The organism is Rubellimicrobium thermophilum DSM 16684 (assembly GCF_000442315.1).
Lineage (GTDB): Bacteria > Pseudomonadota > Alphaproteobacteria > Rhodobacterales > Rhodobacteraceae > Rubellimicrobium > Rubellimicrobium thermophilum.
The window spans coordinates 177,935-195,361 of record NZ_KE557318.1; the positions used below are offsets into that span (position 1 = coordinate 177,935).

Here is a 17,427-nt window from a genome sequence, read left to right on the forward strand (position 1 = left end):
CTTACGCCGCCTTCGCCAGATCGGCGGCGAACCAGTCGGCAAAGGCCGCCTGTTGCGCCTCGGTCAGATGCAGCCGGTGCTTGGTGCGGCGCCACAGGATATCCTCGGCCGTCAGCGCCCATTCCCTGGCCACCAGATAGCGCGCCTCGGCCTCGTAGAGATTGGCGCCGAAATGCCGGCCCAGCCCGGCAAGCGAGGTCGCGGCGCCGATCACGTCCTTTGTCCTCGCGCCGTAAAGGCGCCCATAGTGATGGACCAGCTCGCGCGGCATCCAGGGATAGGCTTCGCGCAGGTCATTGGCGAAGGTTTCATAATCGGCATTGGCGATCTCGCCTCCCGGCAGGGGGGCCGTCGCCGTCCAGTCGGGCCCCATCTGCGGGAAGATATGGCGCAGGCGGTGCAGCCCGCGTTCGGCCAACTCGCGGTAGGTAGTGATCTTGCCGCCGAAGACATTCAGGAGCGGCACGCCGTCGGTTTCGTCGAGGTCGAAGACATAGTCCCGCGTGACGGCGGAGGGGTTCCCCTTGCCGTCATCAAAAAGCGGCCGCACGCCGGAAAAACTGTGCAGCACGTCCGATCGGCGCAGCTTTTCCTTGAAATAGCGGTTCACTGCCTTGAGCAGATAGTCGATTTCGGATTCGTCGACCGTCACATCTTCGGCCCGGCCCTCATAGGCGATGTCGGTAGTGCCAATCAGCGCTTTGTCGCCCTCGTAGGGGTTGATAAAGATCACCCGCCTGTCGGTGTTCTGCACCAGATAGGCGTTCGAGCCCGTCCACCATTTCGGCACGATGATGTGGCTGCCCTTGACCAGCCGCACGTTGCGGGTGGACTTCGAGCCCGCGACGCGCCTGATCACGTCGGAAACCCAGGGTCCGGCGCAGTTGGCGATGCAGCGGGCGCGGAAGCTGCGCTCCTCGCCGGTCAGGCTGTTGCGGGTGACGACGGTCCAGGCGCCGCCTTCGCGCCGGGCGGATACGGCGGGGCTGCGGGTCAGGACCAGCGCGCCCTTCTCTGCCGCGCCCATGGCGTTCAGCACCACCAGCCGGGCGTCATCGACCCAGCAGTCGGAATATTCAAAGCCGCGGGTGAACTGGTCCAGGATCGGCGCGCCTTCGGGATCGCGACGCAGATTCAGCGTGCGGGTGCCGGGAAGCCGCTTGCGCCCGCCGAGGTGGTCATAGAGAAACAGGCCCAGCCGCACCAGCCAGGCGGGCCGGTCCTGGGGCGAGTGCGGCAGGACAAAGCGCATCGGCCAGATGATGTGGGGGGCGACATTCAGCAGCACCTCGCGCTCGATCAGCGCCTCGCGGACCAGACGGAATTCGTAATATTCCAGATAGCGCAGCCCGCCATGCACCAGCTTGCCGGACCGGGACGAGGTGCCCTCGGCCAGGTCGTCCTTTTCGCATAGCACGACCTTGAGGCCGCGCCCCGCCGCATCCCGCGCCATGCCGGCGCCGTTGATCCCGCCGCCGATCACGAAAAGGTCGATCATTTCGCTGTCAGTCATCGTCAGTCTCCTGTCGGGGTCGCGCGGGCACGGGCCATGGCCTCCCAGACAGGGGAGCTGGCGCGGCGGGCGGCGTGAAAAGCGGGAAAGAGCCGGTCATAGGTCGCGGCCAGTTGCGGGTCCGGGGTTCGGCCGCGCCCAGAAGCGGCGTGACCCATTGGGCGATGCAGGCATCCATGTCGGGATAGGCGCCGATGGCGACGGCGGCCATCATCGCCGCCCCCGCCGCCCCGGCCTCGTCCCGGGCCGAGGTGCGGACCTGCGCCCGGATCGCCGCACCAAGGATGCCCCGCAGCACGGGCGAGCGGGCGGCGCCCCCGGTCAGGCGCAGCTCGGCCGGCAGCGGGCCCATCGCGGTATAGCAGTCGCGCATCGCCATCCCCAGCCCCTCGACCACGGCGCGGACCAGGTCGGCATAGCGGGTGGTCATCGACAGGCCGAAGAAACCGGCGCGGGCGTCGGCATCGACGAAGGGGCCACGTTCGCCCGCCTCGGAGATATAGGGCAGATAGCCGGTCTGACCGGGGCGCGCGGCGGCAAGCCAGCCGTCGATGCGGGCAACCAGATCGCGCGTCGTCGCCTCTTGCCCAAAGTCGCGCAGCACATCGGAGGCCAGCGACAGAACCCAGTCGAGGTTCAGGGTGGCTGCCATATTGGTCTGGACCTGGGTCACGATGCCGGGAATGGGCAGGCAGATGACATAGCCGGTGCCTTCGGCATTCAGATGCACCTGCTGCCACGGCACCGCCCGCATGTGAACGCCGGTGGATCCGACCGTGGAACAGGCCACGTCGCCCGCCCCGCCATATACCCCCGCCCCAAGCGCGGTCATCACCATGTCCACGAATCCCAGGCTGACCGGCGTCCCCGCGCGCAGACCTGTCAGGGCGGCAGCCTCGGGCGTCAGCGGATGGGTGACGCTGGTCCCGTCCACGATTTCGGGCAGAAGCGCGCGGCGGTGGGTCAGGCCAAGCGCGGCGATCACCGCATCGTCATACTGCCGGTTGCGGAAATTGCCGAAGGTGAAGCTGGCTTCGGACGGGTCGGTGGCGCGGATGCCGGTCAGCTTCAGATAAAGCCAATCCTTGCAATGCAGCGCCACCTCGGCCCGGTCCAAAAGTTCGGGGTGGTGGCGGTCCATATGCGCCATCTGGCTGCCCTGCTGGCAGGTGTTGAGCCCGGTGCCCGTCGCCTCGAACCGGGCGCGGTTCTGCGGACTTGCGGCAAGGTCGCGCACCGTCGGCGCGGCACGGGCATCAAGCCAGAGCCAGGCATCCCCCACCGGCTCATTGCCGGCGCCGACCAGCCAGGTGCCGTCGCCCTGCGCCGTGACCGACAGCGCGGCGGTGCGGGAAGCAAGGTCTGGAAGCCTGTCGTGCAGGCCCCGAATCGCCGCGACGCAGTCATCCCATGTCTGCGCCAGCGGCTGGGTGACGCCGCCATCGTCGCGGGTGGTGTAGCGGTTCGGAACCGCCGAGATGGCAAGCTGCGCACCCGCCAGATCGAAGGCTACCGCCTTGATCACCGATGTTCCGGCGTCGATCCCGAGGATCACGTCCCAGCCTGCCATCTTTCCTCCCTCTGCCCGTCAGCCGAGTGCGCCGCTTTATATCACTAAGATCACACAAAGGGAGATTTTTTTTGCAGACATAGAAAAACTTCTCGCTCGCCGGTCTCGCGGTATCGGCTTTGGGGGGGGCGCTCGCAGTCAGCGCGCGCCGTGAGGGCATCTGGCCAGCAAGATCAATAATAAAAATTATTACAAATACTTATGCGTTATCGCTCCGATTTCTATGCAGACAAGGACAGGGCTCCGGCGATTCGCGGCTGACGCGCGCCGACCGCATGGCGCAGGATTGCTGGCAATGATGCATGTGGCAAAAAATGGGGGCTTGACGTGATAACTAAGTTAGATTTATCACATAGAAGGGGTTGAGTGCCGCAAGAGGAGATCGGCGCTTGGCTTCGGGGGGGGATAGTCATGACGGCCTGTGGTGGGACTTCGGTTCGTTTCCGCGCAGAGCAGCGCCCCGTTCCAGTGTTTTCGTCCCGAGGGGCATGACCGCCATGATCAATGCCGCATCTTCCTCCATAAAGGCTCAGGGCGCCTCGCGTAGGAAGCTCTATCTGTTGGTGGCGGCCGTCTTGGCCGTAGTCGCTGCCATCGCTGCCGACACGACGGTGGTTCGCATCGGATCGGACGCCGATGTGCGGTTGCAGGCGTTCTCGCCCGATGCCTTCGGCGAGGCCGAATTCCCCCGCATCCAAGCCTTCATCACCGAACGGGCGGTGGACGGCGTGGCGATCGCGCCCGAGGTGCTGGTCGACAAGGCGGCGGCGGGGGCGAAATACGGCACGGCCTCGTCCACGGGGTCGATCATCATGGTGCGATTGACCGGCGTGATGGGCGAGGCAAAGGCCGGTAACTACGACCTTGCCGTCGAGGGGATGCCGGCCGAGATCAGGGTCCGGGTCCAGACCGGTCCAGCGATCAATGGTACCGACCTGCGAGACGCGCCCGGCGACATCGATTTCGGCGACTTCAGGAACCAAATTGAATACCAAGATGCGGGCGCGGGCATCAATCGAGCGATGAAGAGGGCGGTTCTGGACGGGATCGACACCGCGAGCCTGTCGGGAAAGACGGTCGAGGTCGTCGGCGCCTTCCGCTTGGTGAACCCGGAGAACTGGTTGATCACTCCAGTCTCGATGGTGGTGAAATGACTGGCAGCAGCGACATTCCCTTCTCCAGTCCGGGCATGCGCGAGGTAGTCCTTGCCGCTCGGAACGTCGCCAAATCCTACGGCGCGGTACATGCCTTGAAAGGCGTGAACTTCGACATCCGCCGCGGTCAGGTCACAACGCTGTTCGGCGAGAATGGCGCGGGCAAGTCGACGCTGATGAAGATCCTTTCAGGGGTTATTCAGCCGTCGAGCGGAGAGATCATCCTGGACGGCGAGTCGGTTATTTTCCAGAGCGCAACCGATGCCCGCAATCGCGGCATCTCGATCATCCACCAGGAATTGAGCCTCGCCCCGAACCTGTCGGTGCGCGACAACATCTTCATGGGGCGTGAGATCAAGGGGCCGATGGGCGTCGATTTCGCCGCTGAAGAGCAGTTAACCCGCAAGCTGATGGAAGAGCTGGAAGAGGACATCGACCCCCTGACCCCGGTCGAGGACTTGCGCCTTGGCCAGCAGCAGATCGTCGAGATCGCCCGAGCCCTGTCGGTAGAAAGTCGGATCCTGATCATGGACGAGCCGACCAGCGCCCTGTCGGCTACCGAGGTCGAGGTGCTCTTCAAGGTGATCCGTGACCTAACGGCGAAGGGGGTTGCCATCGTCTACATAAGTCATCACCTGGAAGAGGCGTTGCAGATCACCGACCACGCGGTGGTGCTTCGCGACGGCATGATGACCGCCTACGCGCCACGGTCCGAGATCGACCTGAACTGGATCGTGCGTAACATGGTGGGCGACAATTACGACCTCGGTAACCCTCCCGAGGTTCAGCCGGGCCCAGTGGCGCTGTCGGTGCGCAACCTCACCGTGCCCGACCCCAAGGGCGCCGATTACAACGTGGTCGACCGGCTGTCGCTGGATGTGCGCGCCGGAGAGATCGTCTGCATCTACGGGCTGATGGGCGCCGGACGGACCGAGCTTCTGGAAACCGTGGCCGGTCGGCTGCGGCAGGACAGCGGCGAGGTGGTGCTGGAAGGGCACGAGATTTCGCACCTGAGCATTGCCGAACGCATCGCGCGCGGCCTGGCCCTGGTGCCCGAGGATCGGCAGCGCGACGGGTTGGTGCAGACGATGAGCGTGGGCCAGAACCTGTCGCTGGCCTCGATCGCCAGTTTCACCCGGGGGCTTTTCACCGACCGCAAGGCCGAAGCCGCGCTGATCGATCGCATGATCCGCGAGGTCACGGTCAAGACCGACGGCGGGGGTGCGATGATCGGTTCGCTTTCGGGCGGCAACCAGCAGAAGGTGGTGATCGGCAAGATGCTGGCCACCGCCCCAAGGTCATATTGCTGGACGAACCCAGCCGCGGCATCGACATCGGCGCCAAGGCCGAAGTGTTCCGCCTGCTGGCCGAAGGTGCCCGGCAGGGGCTGGCCGTGGTCTATTCCACATCCGAGGTAGGCGAGTGCCTGTCGGTCGCCCACCGCATCATCGTCATGCACAAGGGCCGGATTTCGGCCGAATTCGACGCAAACGTCACCAAGGAAATGATCATGGCGGCCTCGGGCGAATCCGTGGCGGCCTAGGCGCAAGGGAAAAAAAGCCGTGTCAGAGACCAGCATTTCCCAAAACTACATCAAGCGCGGCGAATTCAGTCTTGTTCGCCTGCTGCTGGAAGGTCGTGCCTTTTTTGCACTGATCTCGATCGTTGCGGTATTTTCCTACCTGTCGCCCAACTATTTCACGGTGTCGAACTTCCTGATTATGGCCAGTCATGTGGCGATCTACGGCATTCTCGCCATCGGGATGTTGCTGGTGATCCTGAACGGCGGGATCGATCTGTCGGTAGGCTCAGTTTTGGCACTGTGCGGCGTCATGGCGGGGGCAATGATGCAGGGGATCGAGCTCCAGGCTCTGGGGGTCATCCTTTACCTGCCGGTCTGGGCCGTGGTCGTCGTCACCATCGCCATCGGCGGACTGGTCGGCGCGGTGAACGGGGTGCTGATCGCTTGGTTCAAGGTGCCAGCTTTCGTGGCCACGCTGGGGGTGATGTATGTCGCTCGGGGCATCGCGCTTCTGCAGACCAACGGACTGACCTATAACAACCTTTCCGGCAAGCCGGAACTTGGCAACACCGGCTTTGAATGGATCGGCTTCAACCGGCTGGCTGGCATCCCGATTTCGGTGCTGGTCTTGTTCGCTGTGGCGCTGCTGGCCGGTCTGATGTTGTCGCGATCCTCGTTCGGGCGCTGGCTTTACGCCTCGGGCGGCAACGAGCGCGCGGCCGAGCTGTCGGGCGTGCCGGTCAAGCGGGTCAAGATCACCGTCTATACCTTGTCGGGAATGCTGGCTGCGGTGGCTGGTCTGGTTCTGGCGTCGCAGTTGACTTCAGCTGGGCCAACGGCAGGGACCACCTACGAATTGACCGCTATCGCGGCGGTAGTGATTGGCGGCGCCGCGCTGACCGGCGGGCGTGGAACTGTGCGCGGCACGATGCTGGGCGCTTTCGTGATCGGCTTCCTGTCGGACGGGCTCGTGATCATCGGGGTCTCCTCCTACTGGCAGACCGTTTTTACTGGTGCCGTGATCGTGCTGGCCGTGCTGATGAACTCGATCCAGTATAGCAAGGTTGCGCGTAAAACCTGAAATCCGAGACTCTTTGTCCGGGACGGCGTCCTGCCGGACCGCCAGGAAGGCCTGACATCTCAACGCGAAAACTGCAATCCAAGGGAGTGAGACCATGCTGAAACTGACTCGCCGCGCGCTGATGGGCGCTATCGCCGCAACGCCACTGATGGCCTTTGCCGCCTCGGCCGAGGGGTTGATCTCGATCATCGTGAACGATCCGGCCAACCCTTACTGGTTCACCGAGGGCGAGGTCGCCAAGGCCACAGCCGAGAGCCTGGGCTATACCGCCAACGTCTCAGCCCACAATGGCGATACCAATGTGGAATCGCGGCTGATCGATACCGCGATCATCAACAACTCGGTGGCCATCATCCTGGACCCTGCGAACGCCGACGGATCCATCGGCGCGGTGAAGAAGGCCGTTGATGCAGGCATCCCGGTGTTTCTCGTCAACGCCGAGATCAACCAGGAAGGCCTGGCCAAAGCGCAGCTCGTATCGAACAACGCCCAAGGTGCCGCGCTCGGCGCCGAGAAATGGGTCGAGATCATGGGCGGTACAGGCACTTACGTCGAGCTGTTTGGCAACCCGGCCGACAACAATGCTGCCACGCGCTCAAACGGCTACGAGACGGTGATCAGCCAGTATCCCGACTTGGTCAAGGTCGGGCAGGAAGTCGCCAACTGGGACCGCACCCAAGGATATCAGAAGATGCAATCGCTGTTGCAGGCGAATCCCGACATCACGGGCGTGATCTCGGGCAACGACGAAATGGCGCTCGGCGCGATCGCGGCGCTGAAGGAAGCGGGCCGGCTGGATCAGGTGGTCGTCGGCGGTTTCGACGGTTCGCCTGATGCGGTCGAGGCGGTGAGAAACGGCGAAATGGCCTATACTGTACTGCAGCCCGTCGCAGTGTTCGCAGCCGAAGCAGTGCGTCAGGCCGATAATTTCATCAGGACCGGCTCGACCGGGGCCGCGACCGAGAAGCAGCTGTTCGACTGCGTGCTGATCACCCCGGAGAACGTGGACAAGTACATCGCCCCCTTCACGCTGTCGGAATAGACAGCTCCCGGGGAGAGGCGCCTTCTCTTAACCTGATGCGGCAGCCTTCGGGCTGCCGCAGATTTCTCTTGTGAGAGAGTGGCTTTTATTGCCTGTTCAGCCAAAATTGCGTTCCGTTTCGGGCAGCAACAGACGTGACCAAAACGAACAACAGCGAAAATCGGGTGTGGGACCCACAAGGGATGGGGCTGGTGCCCGCCGACAGCCGCCATGCCCGCCAGATCACCCGCCGGCAGATGATCGCCGAGGCGGTGATGGCCGAAGGGACCATGCGGATCGAGGACCTGGCCGAGCGTTTCGGCATCAGTCTGATGACGGCACACCGTGATCTTGACGACCTGGCCAGCCGCGGGCTGCTGCGAAAGTCGCGGGGGTTGGTCTCAGCGGCGCCGACTAGCCTGATCGAGGCATCGTATGTCTACCGTTCTTTGCGGCAATCCGCCGAAAAACGAGCGCTCGCCAAAGCGGCGCTGGCGCATGTCGAACCGGGTCAGGCGATCTTCCTCGACTGCTCGACCACCGTCCTGCAAATGGCACCATACCTGTCGTCCAAGGTGCCCTTGACCGCGATCACCTATGCGCTGCCAATGATGGACGCGCTACACGAAGTGCGCGACATCACGCTTCTGGGACTGGGCGGGCAGTTCTACAACTGGTGCAACGCCTTCTTGGGCCACATCACCACAATGGAAATTCGCCGCCTGCGCGCTGATGTGGCCTTTTTGTCGCTGTCGGCGATTACCGATGGCCTCGCCTTCCATCAAAGTCCTGAGATGGTCGACACCAAGCGCGCGATGTTCGACTGCGCCGCGAAACGGGTTCTTCTGGCCGATCACACCAAGTTCGAGCGCCGGGCGCTTTACGCAATGTGCGCGTTGGAGGAATTCGATGTGGTGATTGTGGACGACGCGACGCCGCCCCGCACCGTGGCGGCGCTCCACGACCGGGGGGTGAATGTCGAGATCGCGCCCCGCCTGCCTGAGGACGGAAATGGTTGACACCTGTCTCCTCGGCATCGACAGTGGTCTGACAATGACCAAGGCGGTCGTTTTCGATGCCGGGGGGCGGGTCTTGGCTACCGCGCGCCGCCGCATTGCCCAGTCAGTTCCGCGCGCCCGTCATGTCGAGCGTGACATGGCTGCTTTGTGGCAGGCCACAGCCAAGGCGGTCCGCGCGGCGCTGGATGCCGCCGGACAGCCCGGAATCGCCGCTGTGGCCGCCACGGCGCATGGCGATGGCCTTTATCTTCTGGATCGCACAGCACAGCCGCTGTGCCCCGGCATCCTGTCGCTGGACAGCCGCGCGGTGGACGCGGTCGCCCGCTGGCAGGCCGACGGCACCGCCGATGCCGCGCTGTCTCTGACCGGGCAGCGGCCCCATGCCTCGGCTCCTTCGGCGCTGCTGGCCTGGATCCGCGACCACGAACCAGACCGCTTTGCCCGCATCGGGCATGTGCTTGCCTGCAAGGACTGGCTACGATTTTGCCTGACCGGGACCATCGGCACAGACCTGACCGAGGCCAGCACCGCCTTTACCGAAGTGACTTCGCAAAGCTATGCGCCCGCGATCCTCGAGCTTTACGGTCTTGGCGCCCTCGCCCCGGCCCTGCCGCCCGTGGCCCGCCCCGATCAGGTCGTGGGCGCGGTGACAGAACAGGCCGCTGCCATGACGGGACTGGTCGCGGGAACGCCGGTGGTCGCGGGGCTGCATGACGTGACCGCCTCGGCCCTTGGCATCGGCGGGCACCGTCTGGGTTGTGTGGCCATCGTTGCCGGCACCTATTCGATCAATGAAACCGTCTCGGACCGGCCCCGGACCGATCCGCGCTGGTTCTGCCGCAACGGGCTGCGCCCCGGCGAATGGAACAATATGGCGATCTCGCCTGCTTCGGCGGCCAATTACGACTGGTTCCTCGACACGCTGACCGGCGCGGACCGCGCGACGGCCGAGGCCGGGGGCCGGTCGATCCATGCTGCGGTGGAACCCGAGGTGCGCGCGGCGTTGAACCGGCCCTCGACGGTGCTGTTCCATCCCTATCTCTACGGCTCGCCGCATGGGCCGCAGGCCAGCGGCGGGTTCCTGGGCCTGCACGGCTGGCACGACCGGGGCGACCTGATCCGCGCCGTGATCGAGGGCATCGCCTTCAACCACCGGGTCCATATCGACGCCCTGCGCGAAGGTTTCGCTCCGTCCCAGGCGCGGCTGACCGGGGGCATCTCGCGCAGCCCGCTTTACGCACAGGTCTTTGCCGATGCGCTTGGTCTGCCGGTGACAGTGACCGACACCGACGAAGCCGCAGCCTGGGGCGCGGCGCTTTGCGCCGGGGCGGGTGTTGGGCTCTTTGCCGACCCGACCGCCGACCCGCGCGAGCTGGGGTTGGTGACTTACGCCCCGGACCCCGCCCGCAGCGCCGCATTGCAGGATCGCTACCGCCTGCATTGCGACCTGGCCGCCGCCCTTGCCCCGTTCTGGCCCCGGATCGAGGCGCCGGCATGAGCGATCCGCGCGACATCGATGTGCTGATCCTTGGTGCCGGGATCAACGGGGCGGGACTTTTCCGCGACCTTTGCGAACAGGGCATCACCTGCGCGATCATCGACAAGGGCGATTTCGGATCGGGCACCTCGGCCGCGCCATCGCGGCTGATCCATGGCGGCATCAAGTATCTGGAAACCGGCGAGCTCCGGCTGGTCGCGCAATCGACGCTAGAGCGGAACCTGCTGCTGCGCAACGCGCCGCATTATGTGAAACCGCTGCCCACCGTCATCCCGATCTTTTCCTGGTTGCGGGGCATCCCCGCGGCGATCCGCACCCTGTTCGGCTCGACCACTGCGCCGCGCGCGCGGGGGGCGGTGCTGATCCAGATCGGGCTGCTGCTCTATGACCTTTATGGCCGGCGCGCCCGGATCATGCCGCGCCACCGGCTGTGGTCCCGGCAAAGGGCGCTGGCGGAAATCCCGCCGCTGACCCCGCGCATCGTCGCGGCCGGCACCTATCACGACGCTTTCGTCACCCACCCCGAACGGCTGGTTCTGGAACTGGTGCAGGACGGGCTGGCGGCACATCCTGCCTCAGTTGCGATGAACTATGCCACCCTTGCGGGGACCGACGGCGACCGGATCGACGTGACCGGGCCGGACGGCAGGGCGCTGTCCTTCCGCCCCCGGATCGTGATCAACGCGGCCGGACCATGGATCGACGCGGTGAACCGCCAGCTTGGGCTGGAAACCCGGCTGATCGGCGGCACCAAGGGTTCGCACATCCTGCTGGACCATCCCGCGCTAATCCGCGCGCTGGACGGGCGGATGATCTATTTCGAGGCCGACGACGGCCGCATCTGCCTGGTCTATGATTACCTCGGCCGGGCGCTGGTGGGTTCGACCGACATCCGCGCTTCGGACCCGGACGACTTGCGCTGCGAGGATGACGAAATCGATTATTTCCTGGAAAGTCTGCGCAATCTGCTTCCGGGGCTGGACTTCGACCGCAGGCAGATCGTGTCGGTCTATTCCGGCATTCGTCCCCTGCCGCGGTCCGATGGCACCGCGGCCGGTCTGATCAGCCGCGACCATTCCGCCCCGGTGGCCGAGCCGGCAGGCGCGCGGCGCTGGCCGGTCATCTCGCTGGTCGGGGGCAAATGGACGACCTTCCGCGGCTTTGCCGAAGAGGTCGCAGATGCGGTTCTGGACCGCCTTGGCCGCAAGCGCATCGTCTCGACCCGTGCCTTGCCGATCGGGGGCGGTAGGAACTTTCCGGCCGACCCCACGGCCTGGGCGGCCGCCCGCGCCGGCAGCATTCCCGCCGCGCGCTGGCTGGCGCTTCTGGATCGCTATGGCACCCGGGCCGAGGCCGTCGCCCTGGCCGAAGCCAAGCATGGCGGACCGGCCGAGGGCGACGCCTGGTCGCCGGGCGAAATCGTCTGGATCGCGCGGCACGACCGCGTCGTGCATCTGGCTGACATCGTGTTGCGCCGGACACCGCTGGCGCTGACCGGAAGCCTGTCGCTTGCCGACCTGCGCCGAATCGCCGAAATCGCGGGGACAGAGCTGGGCTGGGGGCCGGATCATGTGACAACCGAGATCGAGTCCACCCGCGCACTTCTGGCCGCGCGGTATCGTGTTGTCCTGTACTGAGCGTCGTCCCCTCGGCTCTGTTTGTATCCAGGGTTGGGAATGGGGAAGACGAAGCCCGTGAGGCTGGTGAGGGTTTTTGCAGCGCGGGCGGTCCTTCGGAAGCGCTTGATCGTTGAAGGGGTTCTCGACTTTGTGATGTTCGGCGTAGATGTCTGGGGCGAAAGCGGCTTGATGGGCGGGGCGGGTTGGTCTGGACAGTTGGCCTCGATATGTGCCTCTGCGTCGGATTCAGCCTCGATCTTTTTTGCGCAAGGCGCCGGAGTCGCGGGCCGCATCGGCGCTGACATGACCGATACCGTCGAGCCCGTTGATCAGGGTCTGTCGTCATAAACGGGATTCCCGAACGGGCCGTAGTCTGTTCAACCTCCTCAAAGGGGAGGCTGTCATGCGCCGTCATGAGCTGTCCGCTAAGGCATAGCCATTGCTGTGACCCCGGCTTGTGCTGTGACCCCGGCTTGTCATCCATCTGACGCCAGAGTCGTTGGCTGAGATTGGCGCAGCTGCGCCGGTTGAGCTGGCCTGCCCCCATTGGGTGGTCCGGGTTCAGTCTTAATGCATGACGGGCTTGGTCGCTACGGCTGGGGTGGCCGGCGAAGCGGCTCTGGAGGGCGAAGCCGGCCACTGGACGACCTCGGGAGCAGGAGGTCGGTAGCCCAGAGCTGAGTGCGGGCGCTTGGTGTTGTAGTGCCGCCGCCAGCTTTCGATGATGATCTCGGCCTCGCGCAGGCTGTAGAAGATCTCGCCGTCCAAGAGCTCGTCGCGGAGCTTGGAGTTGAAGCTCTCGCAGTAGCCGTTCTCCCAAGGGCTGCCAGGCTCGATGAAGGCGGTTTTCGCCCCCACGGCGGCGATCCACTCCCGCACCGCTGTGGCGATGGACTCGGGGCCGTTGTCGGACCGGATGTGGCTGGGCACGCCCCGGAGGATGAACTGGTCTGCCAGCACGTCGATGACGTCGGCCGAGTTGAGCTTGCGATTGACCCGGATGGCCAGGCACTCCCGGGTGAACTCATCGAGGAGGTTGAGCATGCGGAACTTCCTTCCGTCGTGGGTCCGGCTTTCGACGAAGTCGTAGGACCAGACGAGCTATGGCCGGAATTGGGTGACGCGTCTGGTCAGGCGGCGCGTTGATCGGCTGTCGCGGTGGGAGCGACGCCGTTGATGAATGTGACGCCGGCGATGACCAGCGGCAAGACGGTTTCACCTTTCAGCCGCCGCCAGGTTTTCGCGGCGGCCATGACGAGCTTGAAGACCATGAGCCGGGCGGTCGTCTGCGACAGGGCGCCCTTGGTGCGCACTGTTCGGTGCCGGACGGTCGCGAAGACGCTCTCGATCGGGTTCGACGTGCGCAGGTGATCCCAGTGCTCGGCCGGGAAGTCGAAGAAGGCCAGGAGGGCGTCGTGATCCCTGGTCAGGCAGTCCACCGCCTTGGGGTACTTGGCCCCGTACTTCTCGGCGAAGACCGTGATGGCGCCTTCCGCGGTCGTCCGATCCGGCGCGTCGCGGACCTCGCGCAGGTCGGCCTTCATGTTTGGCTGCACGGACTTGGGGGCCTTGTTGAGGATGTTGACGAGCTTGTGCTGCTAGCAGCGCTGATGGCGCGTCGTCGGGAAGATCTCCTCGAGCGCCTTCCAGAACCCCATGGCACCGTCGCCGACGGCGATCTCCGGGGCAGCGGACAGGCCACGGGCCTTCAGGTCGACGAGCAGCTCGCGCCAGCTCTGGGCGCTCTCGCGCACGCCCACCTGGAAGCCGACGAGCTCCTTCCGGCCTTCGGGCGTGGCGCCGATGATCACCAGCATGCAGGCGGCATCATCCTCCATGCGCGCCTGGAGGTAGACCCCGTCCGCCCAGATGTAGACGTAGCGGCGCGCCGAGAGGTCGCGGCGCTGCCAGCGGTCGTACTCGGCCTGCCAGTCCTCCTTCAGCCGGCCGATCACCGAGGGCGAGAGGTTCGGCGCCTCCCGGCCCAGCAGCGCCGCCAAGGCCTCCTGAAAGTCACCGGTGGAGATGCCACGAAGATAAAGAACCGGCAGCAGGGCATCGAGGCTCCTGGTGCGGCGCGCCCACCGGGGCAGAATGGCCGAGGTGAAGGTGATGCGCTCGCCAACTCCTTCAGACGCGCCATCAGCGCGATCGCGGATCTTCGCCCGCCGGACCGGCACCGGGCCGATCCCGGTCTGGATCGTCCGCTCCGGGCCGTGGCCGTGCCGGACGAGGCGGGCACGGCCGTCAGAGAGACGCTCCTCCCGCATCGCGGCCAGGAACGCCTCGGCTTCCGCCTCGATGGCCTCGGCCAGCAGCCGACGGGCGCCGTCGCGCAGCACGGCTGTCAGTGGATCGTCGGTCTCGTCGGGCTGTCGAAACGGATGAACGGTGGTATCGGTCTTCACAGGCGTATCGCTCCTTCGGGAGGTTCTGGCAGGCTGGACACCCGCCACGATACGCCGCCCTCTCAAGCCGTCATCACCCAGCTTCCCGCATAGCTCGAGACGATCTTCTATAACCTCGATCATGCCCAGTCCGTCATCGCCAGATGGGTCGCCAACTACAACCAGCGTCGGCCGCACTCGGCGCTCGGCTATCTCACGCCAGCGGCCTACGCCGCCAAACTCACCGCAACGGACGATCGGCTGCGTGGTCTGCCCCCTGAAAAGTGGTCCTCCCTGAAGTAGGCTTTCGGGCCGGATGGAGGACGAAGGAATGCCCCAGAAGAAGCACAAGCCGGAGGAGATCGTAGCCAAGCTCCGGCAGGTGGATGTGTTGGTGTCGCAGGGCCAGTCGGTGGCCGAGGCGGTGCGCTCGATCGGCGTGACGCCGTTCACGTACTACCGGTGGCGCAAGGAGTTCGGCGGCCTGAAGACCGACCAGGTGAAGCGTCTGAAGGAGCTTGAGAAGGAGAACGAGCGTCTGCGGAAGGCCGTGTCGGACCTGACGCTCGAAAAGCTCATTCTGGCCGAGGCTGCTCGGGGAAACTTCTAGGCTCAGGACTCACTACTTCAGCCAGAAGATGACGGTGGCCGCGAGGGCGATGGCGGAGAGGAACAGGTCGCCGCAGCGGGTGTAGCGCATGGCGATCCCGCGCCAGTCCTTGAGGCGTGCGAAGGCATTCTCGATCCGACAGCGCTTCTTGTAGAGCCGGCGGTTGTGGCTGGCGGGGTGGTTTCGTCCACTGCGGGCGGGAATGCAGGCCCGAACGCCTCGCGCCTTCAGTTCGTCGCGCAGCCAATCGGCGTCGTAGCCCTTGTCGCCCAGCAGGCGCTTGGCGGGTGGCATCTCGGCCAGCAGCACCAGGGCGCCCTTGGCGTCGCTCATCTGCCCCGGGGAGAGAAAGAAGGTCAGAGGCCGACCTCGTCCATCGCTGACCATGTGGAGCTTGGAGTTCAAGCCGCCCTTCGTGCGCCCAATTGCCCTCGGGCGGAGCCCCCTTTTCTGAGGCTTACCGCTGTGCGGTGCGCCTTGAGGTGTGTGCTGTCCATCATGATCGTGTCCCCGTCTGCCCCGGGCTTGGCCAAGTGACGGAAGATGCGCGCGAACACCCCCAGCCGCGACCAGCGCACAAAGCGGTTGTAGAGCGTCTTGTGCGGCCCGTAGACCGTTGGGGCGTCCTGCCAGCGCAGGCCATTGCGCAGGACGAACAAGATCCCGCTCAGCACCCGCCGCTCATCAACCCTGGCTTGCCTCGAGCCTTGGGAAAGTAGGGCTTCAGCCGCTCAACCTGCTCACCCGTCAACCAGAACTGTCCCGTCATGCCGCCCTCCAAAGTCGGACCGCATGAATCAGCTAAGCCGCTGAAAGGCCAGCGCGGTTATACCAACGGTCTCGGGCTGTGACTCTGGGCTTTGCGGGCGCTGTCGGCGGTGATTCACTCTGTGCGGAGGCATGGAGGGAGGTGGCGATGCCGACGGGTCGACCAGTGGAGATCACGCGCGCCGAGCTGTCCGCGACGGAGCTTCGGCGTGCGGCGGCACGCAGCCGGGAGGCCGATGCCGCGCGACGGATGCTAGCACTTGCGCTGGTGCTGGAGGGCAGAAGCCGCCGGGAGGCGGCCGAGAGCTGCGGCATGGACCGGCAGACCCTCCGGGACTGGGTGATCCGCTACAACGCGGAAGGTCTGCCGGGTCTGTCGGACCGCGTGCCGCCCGGGCCGTCGTGCCGGCTCTCGCCGGAGCAGATGGCCGAGTTGGCTCAGATCGTTGAGAGGGGCCCCGACTTGACGGTGGATCAGGTGGTGCGCTGGCGGCGCGTGGACCTGCGCCGGGTCATCGCCGCGCGCTGGGGCGTGGAGTTCCACGAGCGCACGGTGGGCAAGCTCCTTCATCGGCTGGGCTTTGCCCGGCTGTCGGTCCGGCCCAAGCACCCCAAGAGCGACCCGGCCGCGCAGGCGGAGTGGGGAAAAAAAGCTTCGCCGCGTTGGCGCATGAGGCGTTGCCCGAGCACGCCCGCAACAGAGCGATCGAGGTGTGGTTCGCGGATGAGGCGCGCGTGGGCCAGCAGGGCACGCTCACCCGGATCTGGGCCAGGCGCGGCACACGCCCCCGGGCGCCTCGGGATTGCCGCTACGCCTGGGCCTACCTCTTCGGCGCGGTCTGCCCCGAGCGCGGTGTCGGCGCGGGCTTGGTCATGCCCTATGCCGACACCCAGGCCATGAGCGCGCATCTGGCCGAGATCAGCGCCGCGGTCGCCCCCGGCGCGCACGCCGTGCTCGTGCTCGACGGGGCGGGCTGGCACGCCTCAGCCGCCTTGGTCGTGCCGGACAACATCACCTTGCTCCCGCTGCCATCCCACAGCCCTGAGCTCAACCCGGTCGAGAATGTCTGGCAGTATCTCCGCCAGAACTGGCTCAGCCTCCAGGTCTGGCAGGACTACTCCGCCATCGTCGAGGCCTGCTGCCAGGCCTGGAACCGCTTCTTGGCCCAGCCGGAAGTGGTGCGCTCCGTCACCACCCGAGCCTGGGCAAAGGTCGATGCATAGGGCCGTTGGTATTACAGGTCCTGAGCCTAAGCCCCGCCCGCCGTCGCCGCTGCATCGAACACGTGAGGCGCAAGTTCCAGGTCTCGGAACGGCTCGCCTGCCGCATTTTCGGGCAGCATCGCTCAACGCAGCGGAAGGTGCCGCGGGGCCGGTCTGACGAGGAGGCGCTGACCGCGGACATCGTCGCGCTCGCCTCGCAGTATGGGCGCTACGGCTACCGCCGGATCACGGCCCTTCTCCGGGAGGCTGGCTGGGCGGTGAACGTCAAACGCGTCGAGCAGATCTGGCGGCGGGAGGGGCTGAAGGTGCCCGCAAAGCAATCCAAGAAGGGAAGGCTCTGGCTCAACGACGGGTCCTGTGTCCGCCTCAGGCCGGAGCGTCCGAACCATGTCTGGTCCGAGCTATGCGGGAAGCTGGGTGATGACGGCTTGAGAGGGCGGC

General features: G+C 65.5%; 11 protein-coding genes and 6 pseudogenes. 12 read left to right on the forward strand and 5 right to left on the reverse strand.

From position 1 onward, the window contains the following. Position 1: 1 nt before the first annotated feature. Both RUTHE_RS00840 and RUTHE_RS00845 read right to left on the reverse strand, forming a co-directional pair. Positions 2-1,513, reverse strand: coding sequence for a glycerol-3-phosphate dehydrogenase (locus RUTHE_RS00840; RefSeq protein ID WP_021096325.1), 1,512 nt, complete (start codon positions 1,511-1,513; stop codon positions 2-4). Further along, positions 1,506-3,083: an FGGY-family carbohydrate kinase gene (locus tag RUTHE_RS00845; protein WP_021096326.1), complete on the reverse strand. Its 1,578-nt coding sequence runs from the start codon at positions 3,081-3,083 to the stop codon at positions 1,506-1,508. The genes RUTHE_RS00840 and RUTHE_RS00845 overlap by 8 nt, the downstream gene beginning before the upstream one ends. A 497-nt stretch (positions 3,084-3,580) precedes the next feature. Between RUTHE_RS00845 and RUTHE_RS00850 the strand changes: the two genes are divergently transcribed. The 8 genes from RUTHE_RS00850 (at position 3,581) to RUTHE_RS00880 (ending at position 12,015) form a co-directional block, all read left to right on the forward strand. Continuing rightward, positions 3,581-4,237 carry a DUF2291 family protein gene (locus tag RUTHE_RS00850; RefSeq protein WP_021096327.1) on the forward strand — a complete coding sequence of 219 codons (657 nt, stop codon included), beginning with the start codon at positions 3,581-3,583 and terminating at the stop codon, positions 4,235-4,237. Between the two features lie 35 nt (positions 4,238-4,272). Further along, entirely contained in the window at positions 4,273-5,655 is a 1,383-nt protein-coding gene (locus RUTHE_RS00855; RefSeq protein ID WP_245542168.1) for a sugar ABC transporter ATP-binding protein, read from the forward strand. Next, positions 5,631-5,780, forward strand: a complete 150-nt coding sequence (locus RUTHE_RS17245; RefSeq protein ID WP_245542169.1) for a hypothetical protein — start codon at positions 5,631-5,633, stop codon at positions 5,778-5,780. Before RUTHE_RS00855 ends, RUTHE_RS17245 begins: the two co-directional genes overlap by 25 nt. A 19-nt stretch (positions 5,781-5,799) precedes the next feature. After that, positions 5,800-6,840 carry an ABC transporter permease gene (locus tag RUTHE_RS00860; protein ID WP_021096329.1) on the forward strand — a complete coding sequence of 347 codons (1,041 nt, stop codon included), beginning with the start codon at positions 5,800-5,802 and terminating at the stop codon, positions 6,838-6,840. Between the two features lie 94 nt (positions 6,841-6,934). After that, positions 6,935-7,882: a D-ribose ABC transporter substrate-binding protein gene (locus RUTHE_RS00865; protein WP_021096330.1), complete on the forward strand. Its 948-nt coding sequence runs from the start codon at positions 6,935-6,937 to the stop codon at positions 7,880-7,882. Between the two features lie 134 nt (positions 7,883-8,016). Next, positions 8,017-8,880, forward strand: coding sequence for a DeoR/GlpR family DNA-binding transcription regulator (locus RUTHE_RS00870; protein ID WP_211217710.1), 864 nt, complete (start codon positions 8,017-8,019; stop codon positions 8,878-8,880). Then, on the forward strand, positions 8,873-10,378 hold the full coding sequence (locus RUTHE_RS00875; protein WP_021096332.1) for an FGGY-family carbohydrate kinase: 1,506 nt from the start codon (positions 8,873-8,875) through the stop codon (positions 10,376-10,378). The genes RUTHE_RS00870 and RUTHE_RS00875 overlap by 8 nt, the downstream gene beginning before the upstream one ends. Then, the gene (locus RUTHE_RS00880; protein ID WP_021096333.1) at positions 10,375-12,015 is read left to right on the forward strand and encodes a glycerol-3-phosphate dehydrogenase/oxidase; all 1,641 of its coding nucleotides are present in this window, start codon (positions 10,375-10,377) and stop codon (positions 12,013-12,015) included. Before RUTHE_RS00875 ends, RUTHE_RS00880 begins: the two co-directional genes overlap by 4 nt. A 549-nt stretch (positions 12,016-12,564) precedes the next feature. Here RUTHE_RS00880 and RUTHE_RS00890 read toward each other — a convergent pair. Beyond that, positions 12,565-13,095, reverse strand: a pseudogene (locus RUTHE_RS00890) (integrase core domain-containing protein); the annotation flags it as partial. 32 nt (positions 13,096-13,127) lie between these two features. After that, positions 13,128-14,405, reverse strand: a pseudogene (locus RUTHE_RS00895) (IS256 family transposase). Between the two features lie 96 nt (positions 14,406-14,501). On the opposite strand from RUTHE_RS00895, the pseudogene RUTHE_RS15755 reads away from it, so the two are divergent. Continuing rightward, positions 14,502-14,627: pseudogene (locus RUTHE_RS15755) on the forward strand (integrase core domain-containing protein); the annotation flags it as partial. Positions 14,628-14,715: 88 nt separating this feature from the next. Beyond that, positions 14,716-14,985 (forward strand): annotated as a pseudogene (locus tag RUTHE_RS00900) (transposase); the annotation flags it as partial. 21 nt (positions 14,986-15,006) lie between these two features. Here RUTHE_RS00900 and RUTHE_RS15760 read toward each other — a convergent pair. Beyond that, positions 15,007-15,763 (reverse strand): annotated as a pseudogene (locus tag RUTHE_RS15760) (IS5 family transposase). Positions 15,764-15,910: 147 nt separating this feature from the next. Here RUTHE_RS15760 and RUTHE_RS15765 point away from each other — a divergent pair. After that, positions 15,911-16,986, forward strand: a protein-coding gene (locus RUTHE_RS15765) for an IS630 family transposase (protein ID WP_144079603.1) whose coding sequence is annotated in 2 segments (ribosomal slippage) — positions 15,911-16,384 and positions 16,387-16,986 — 1,074 coding nt in all. Because the reading frame shifts where the segments join, the coding sequence is not laid out codon by codon here. Positions 16,987-17,012: 26 nt separating this feature from the next. Further along, a pseudogene (locus RUTHE_RS00920) lies at positions 17,013-17,427 on the forward strand (IS3 family transposase); the annotation flags it as partial.

Coding starts and splice junctions, on each gene's coding strand:
- RUTHE_RS00840 (WP_021096325.1), bottom strand. CDS start 1,513: ATGACTGACAGCGAAATGATCGACCTTTTCGTGATCGGCGGCGGGATC.
- RUTHE_RS00845 (WP_021096326.1), bottom strand. CDS start 3,083: ATGGCAGGCTGGGACGTGATCCTCGGGATCGACGCCGGAACATCGGTG.
- RUTHE_RS00850 (WP_021096327.1), top strand. CDS start 3,581: ATGATCAATGCCGCATCTTCCTCCATAAAGGCTCAGGGCGCCTCGCGT.
- RUTHE_RS00855 (WP_245542168.1), top strand. CDS start 4,273: ATGCGCGAGGTAGTCCTTGCCGCTCGGAACGTCGCCAAATCCTACGGC.
- RUTHE_RS00865 (WP_021096330.1), top strand. CDS start 6,935: ATGCTGAAACTGACTCGCCGCGCGCTGATGGGCGCTATCGCCGCAACG.
- RUTHE_RS00875 (WP_021096332.1), top strand. CDS start 8,873: ATGGTTGACACCTGTCTCCTCGGCATCGACAGTGGTCTGACAATGACC.
- RUTHE_RS00880 (WP_021096333.1), top strand. CDS start 10,375: ATGAGCGATCCGCGCGACATCGATGTGCTGATCCTTGGTGCCGGGATC.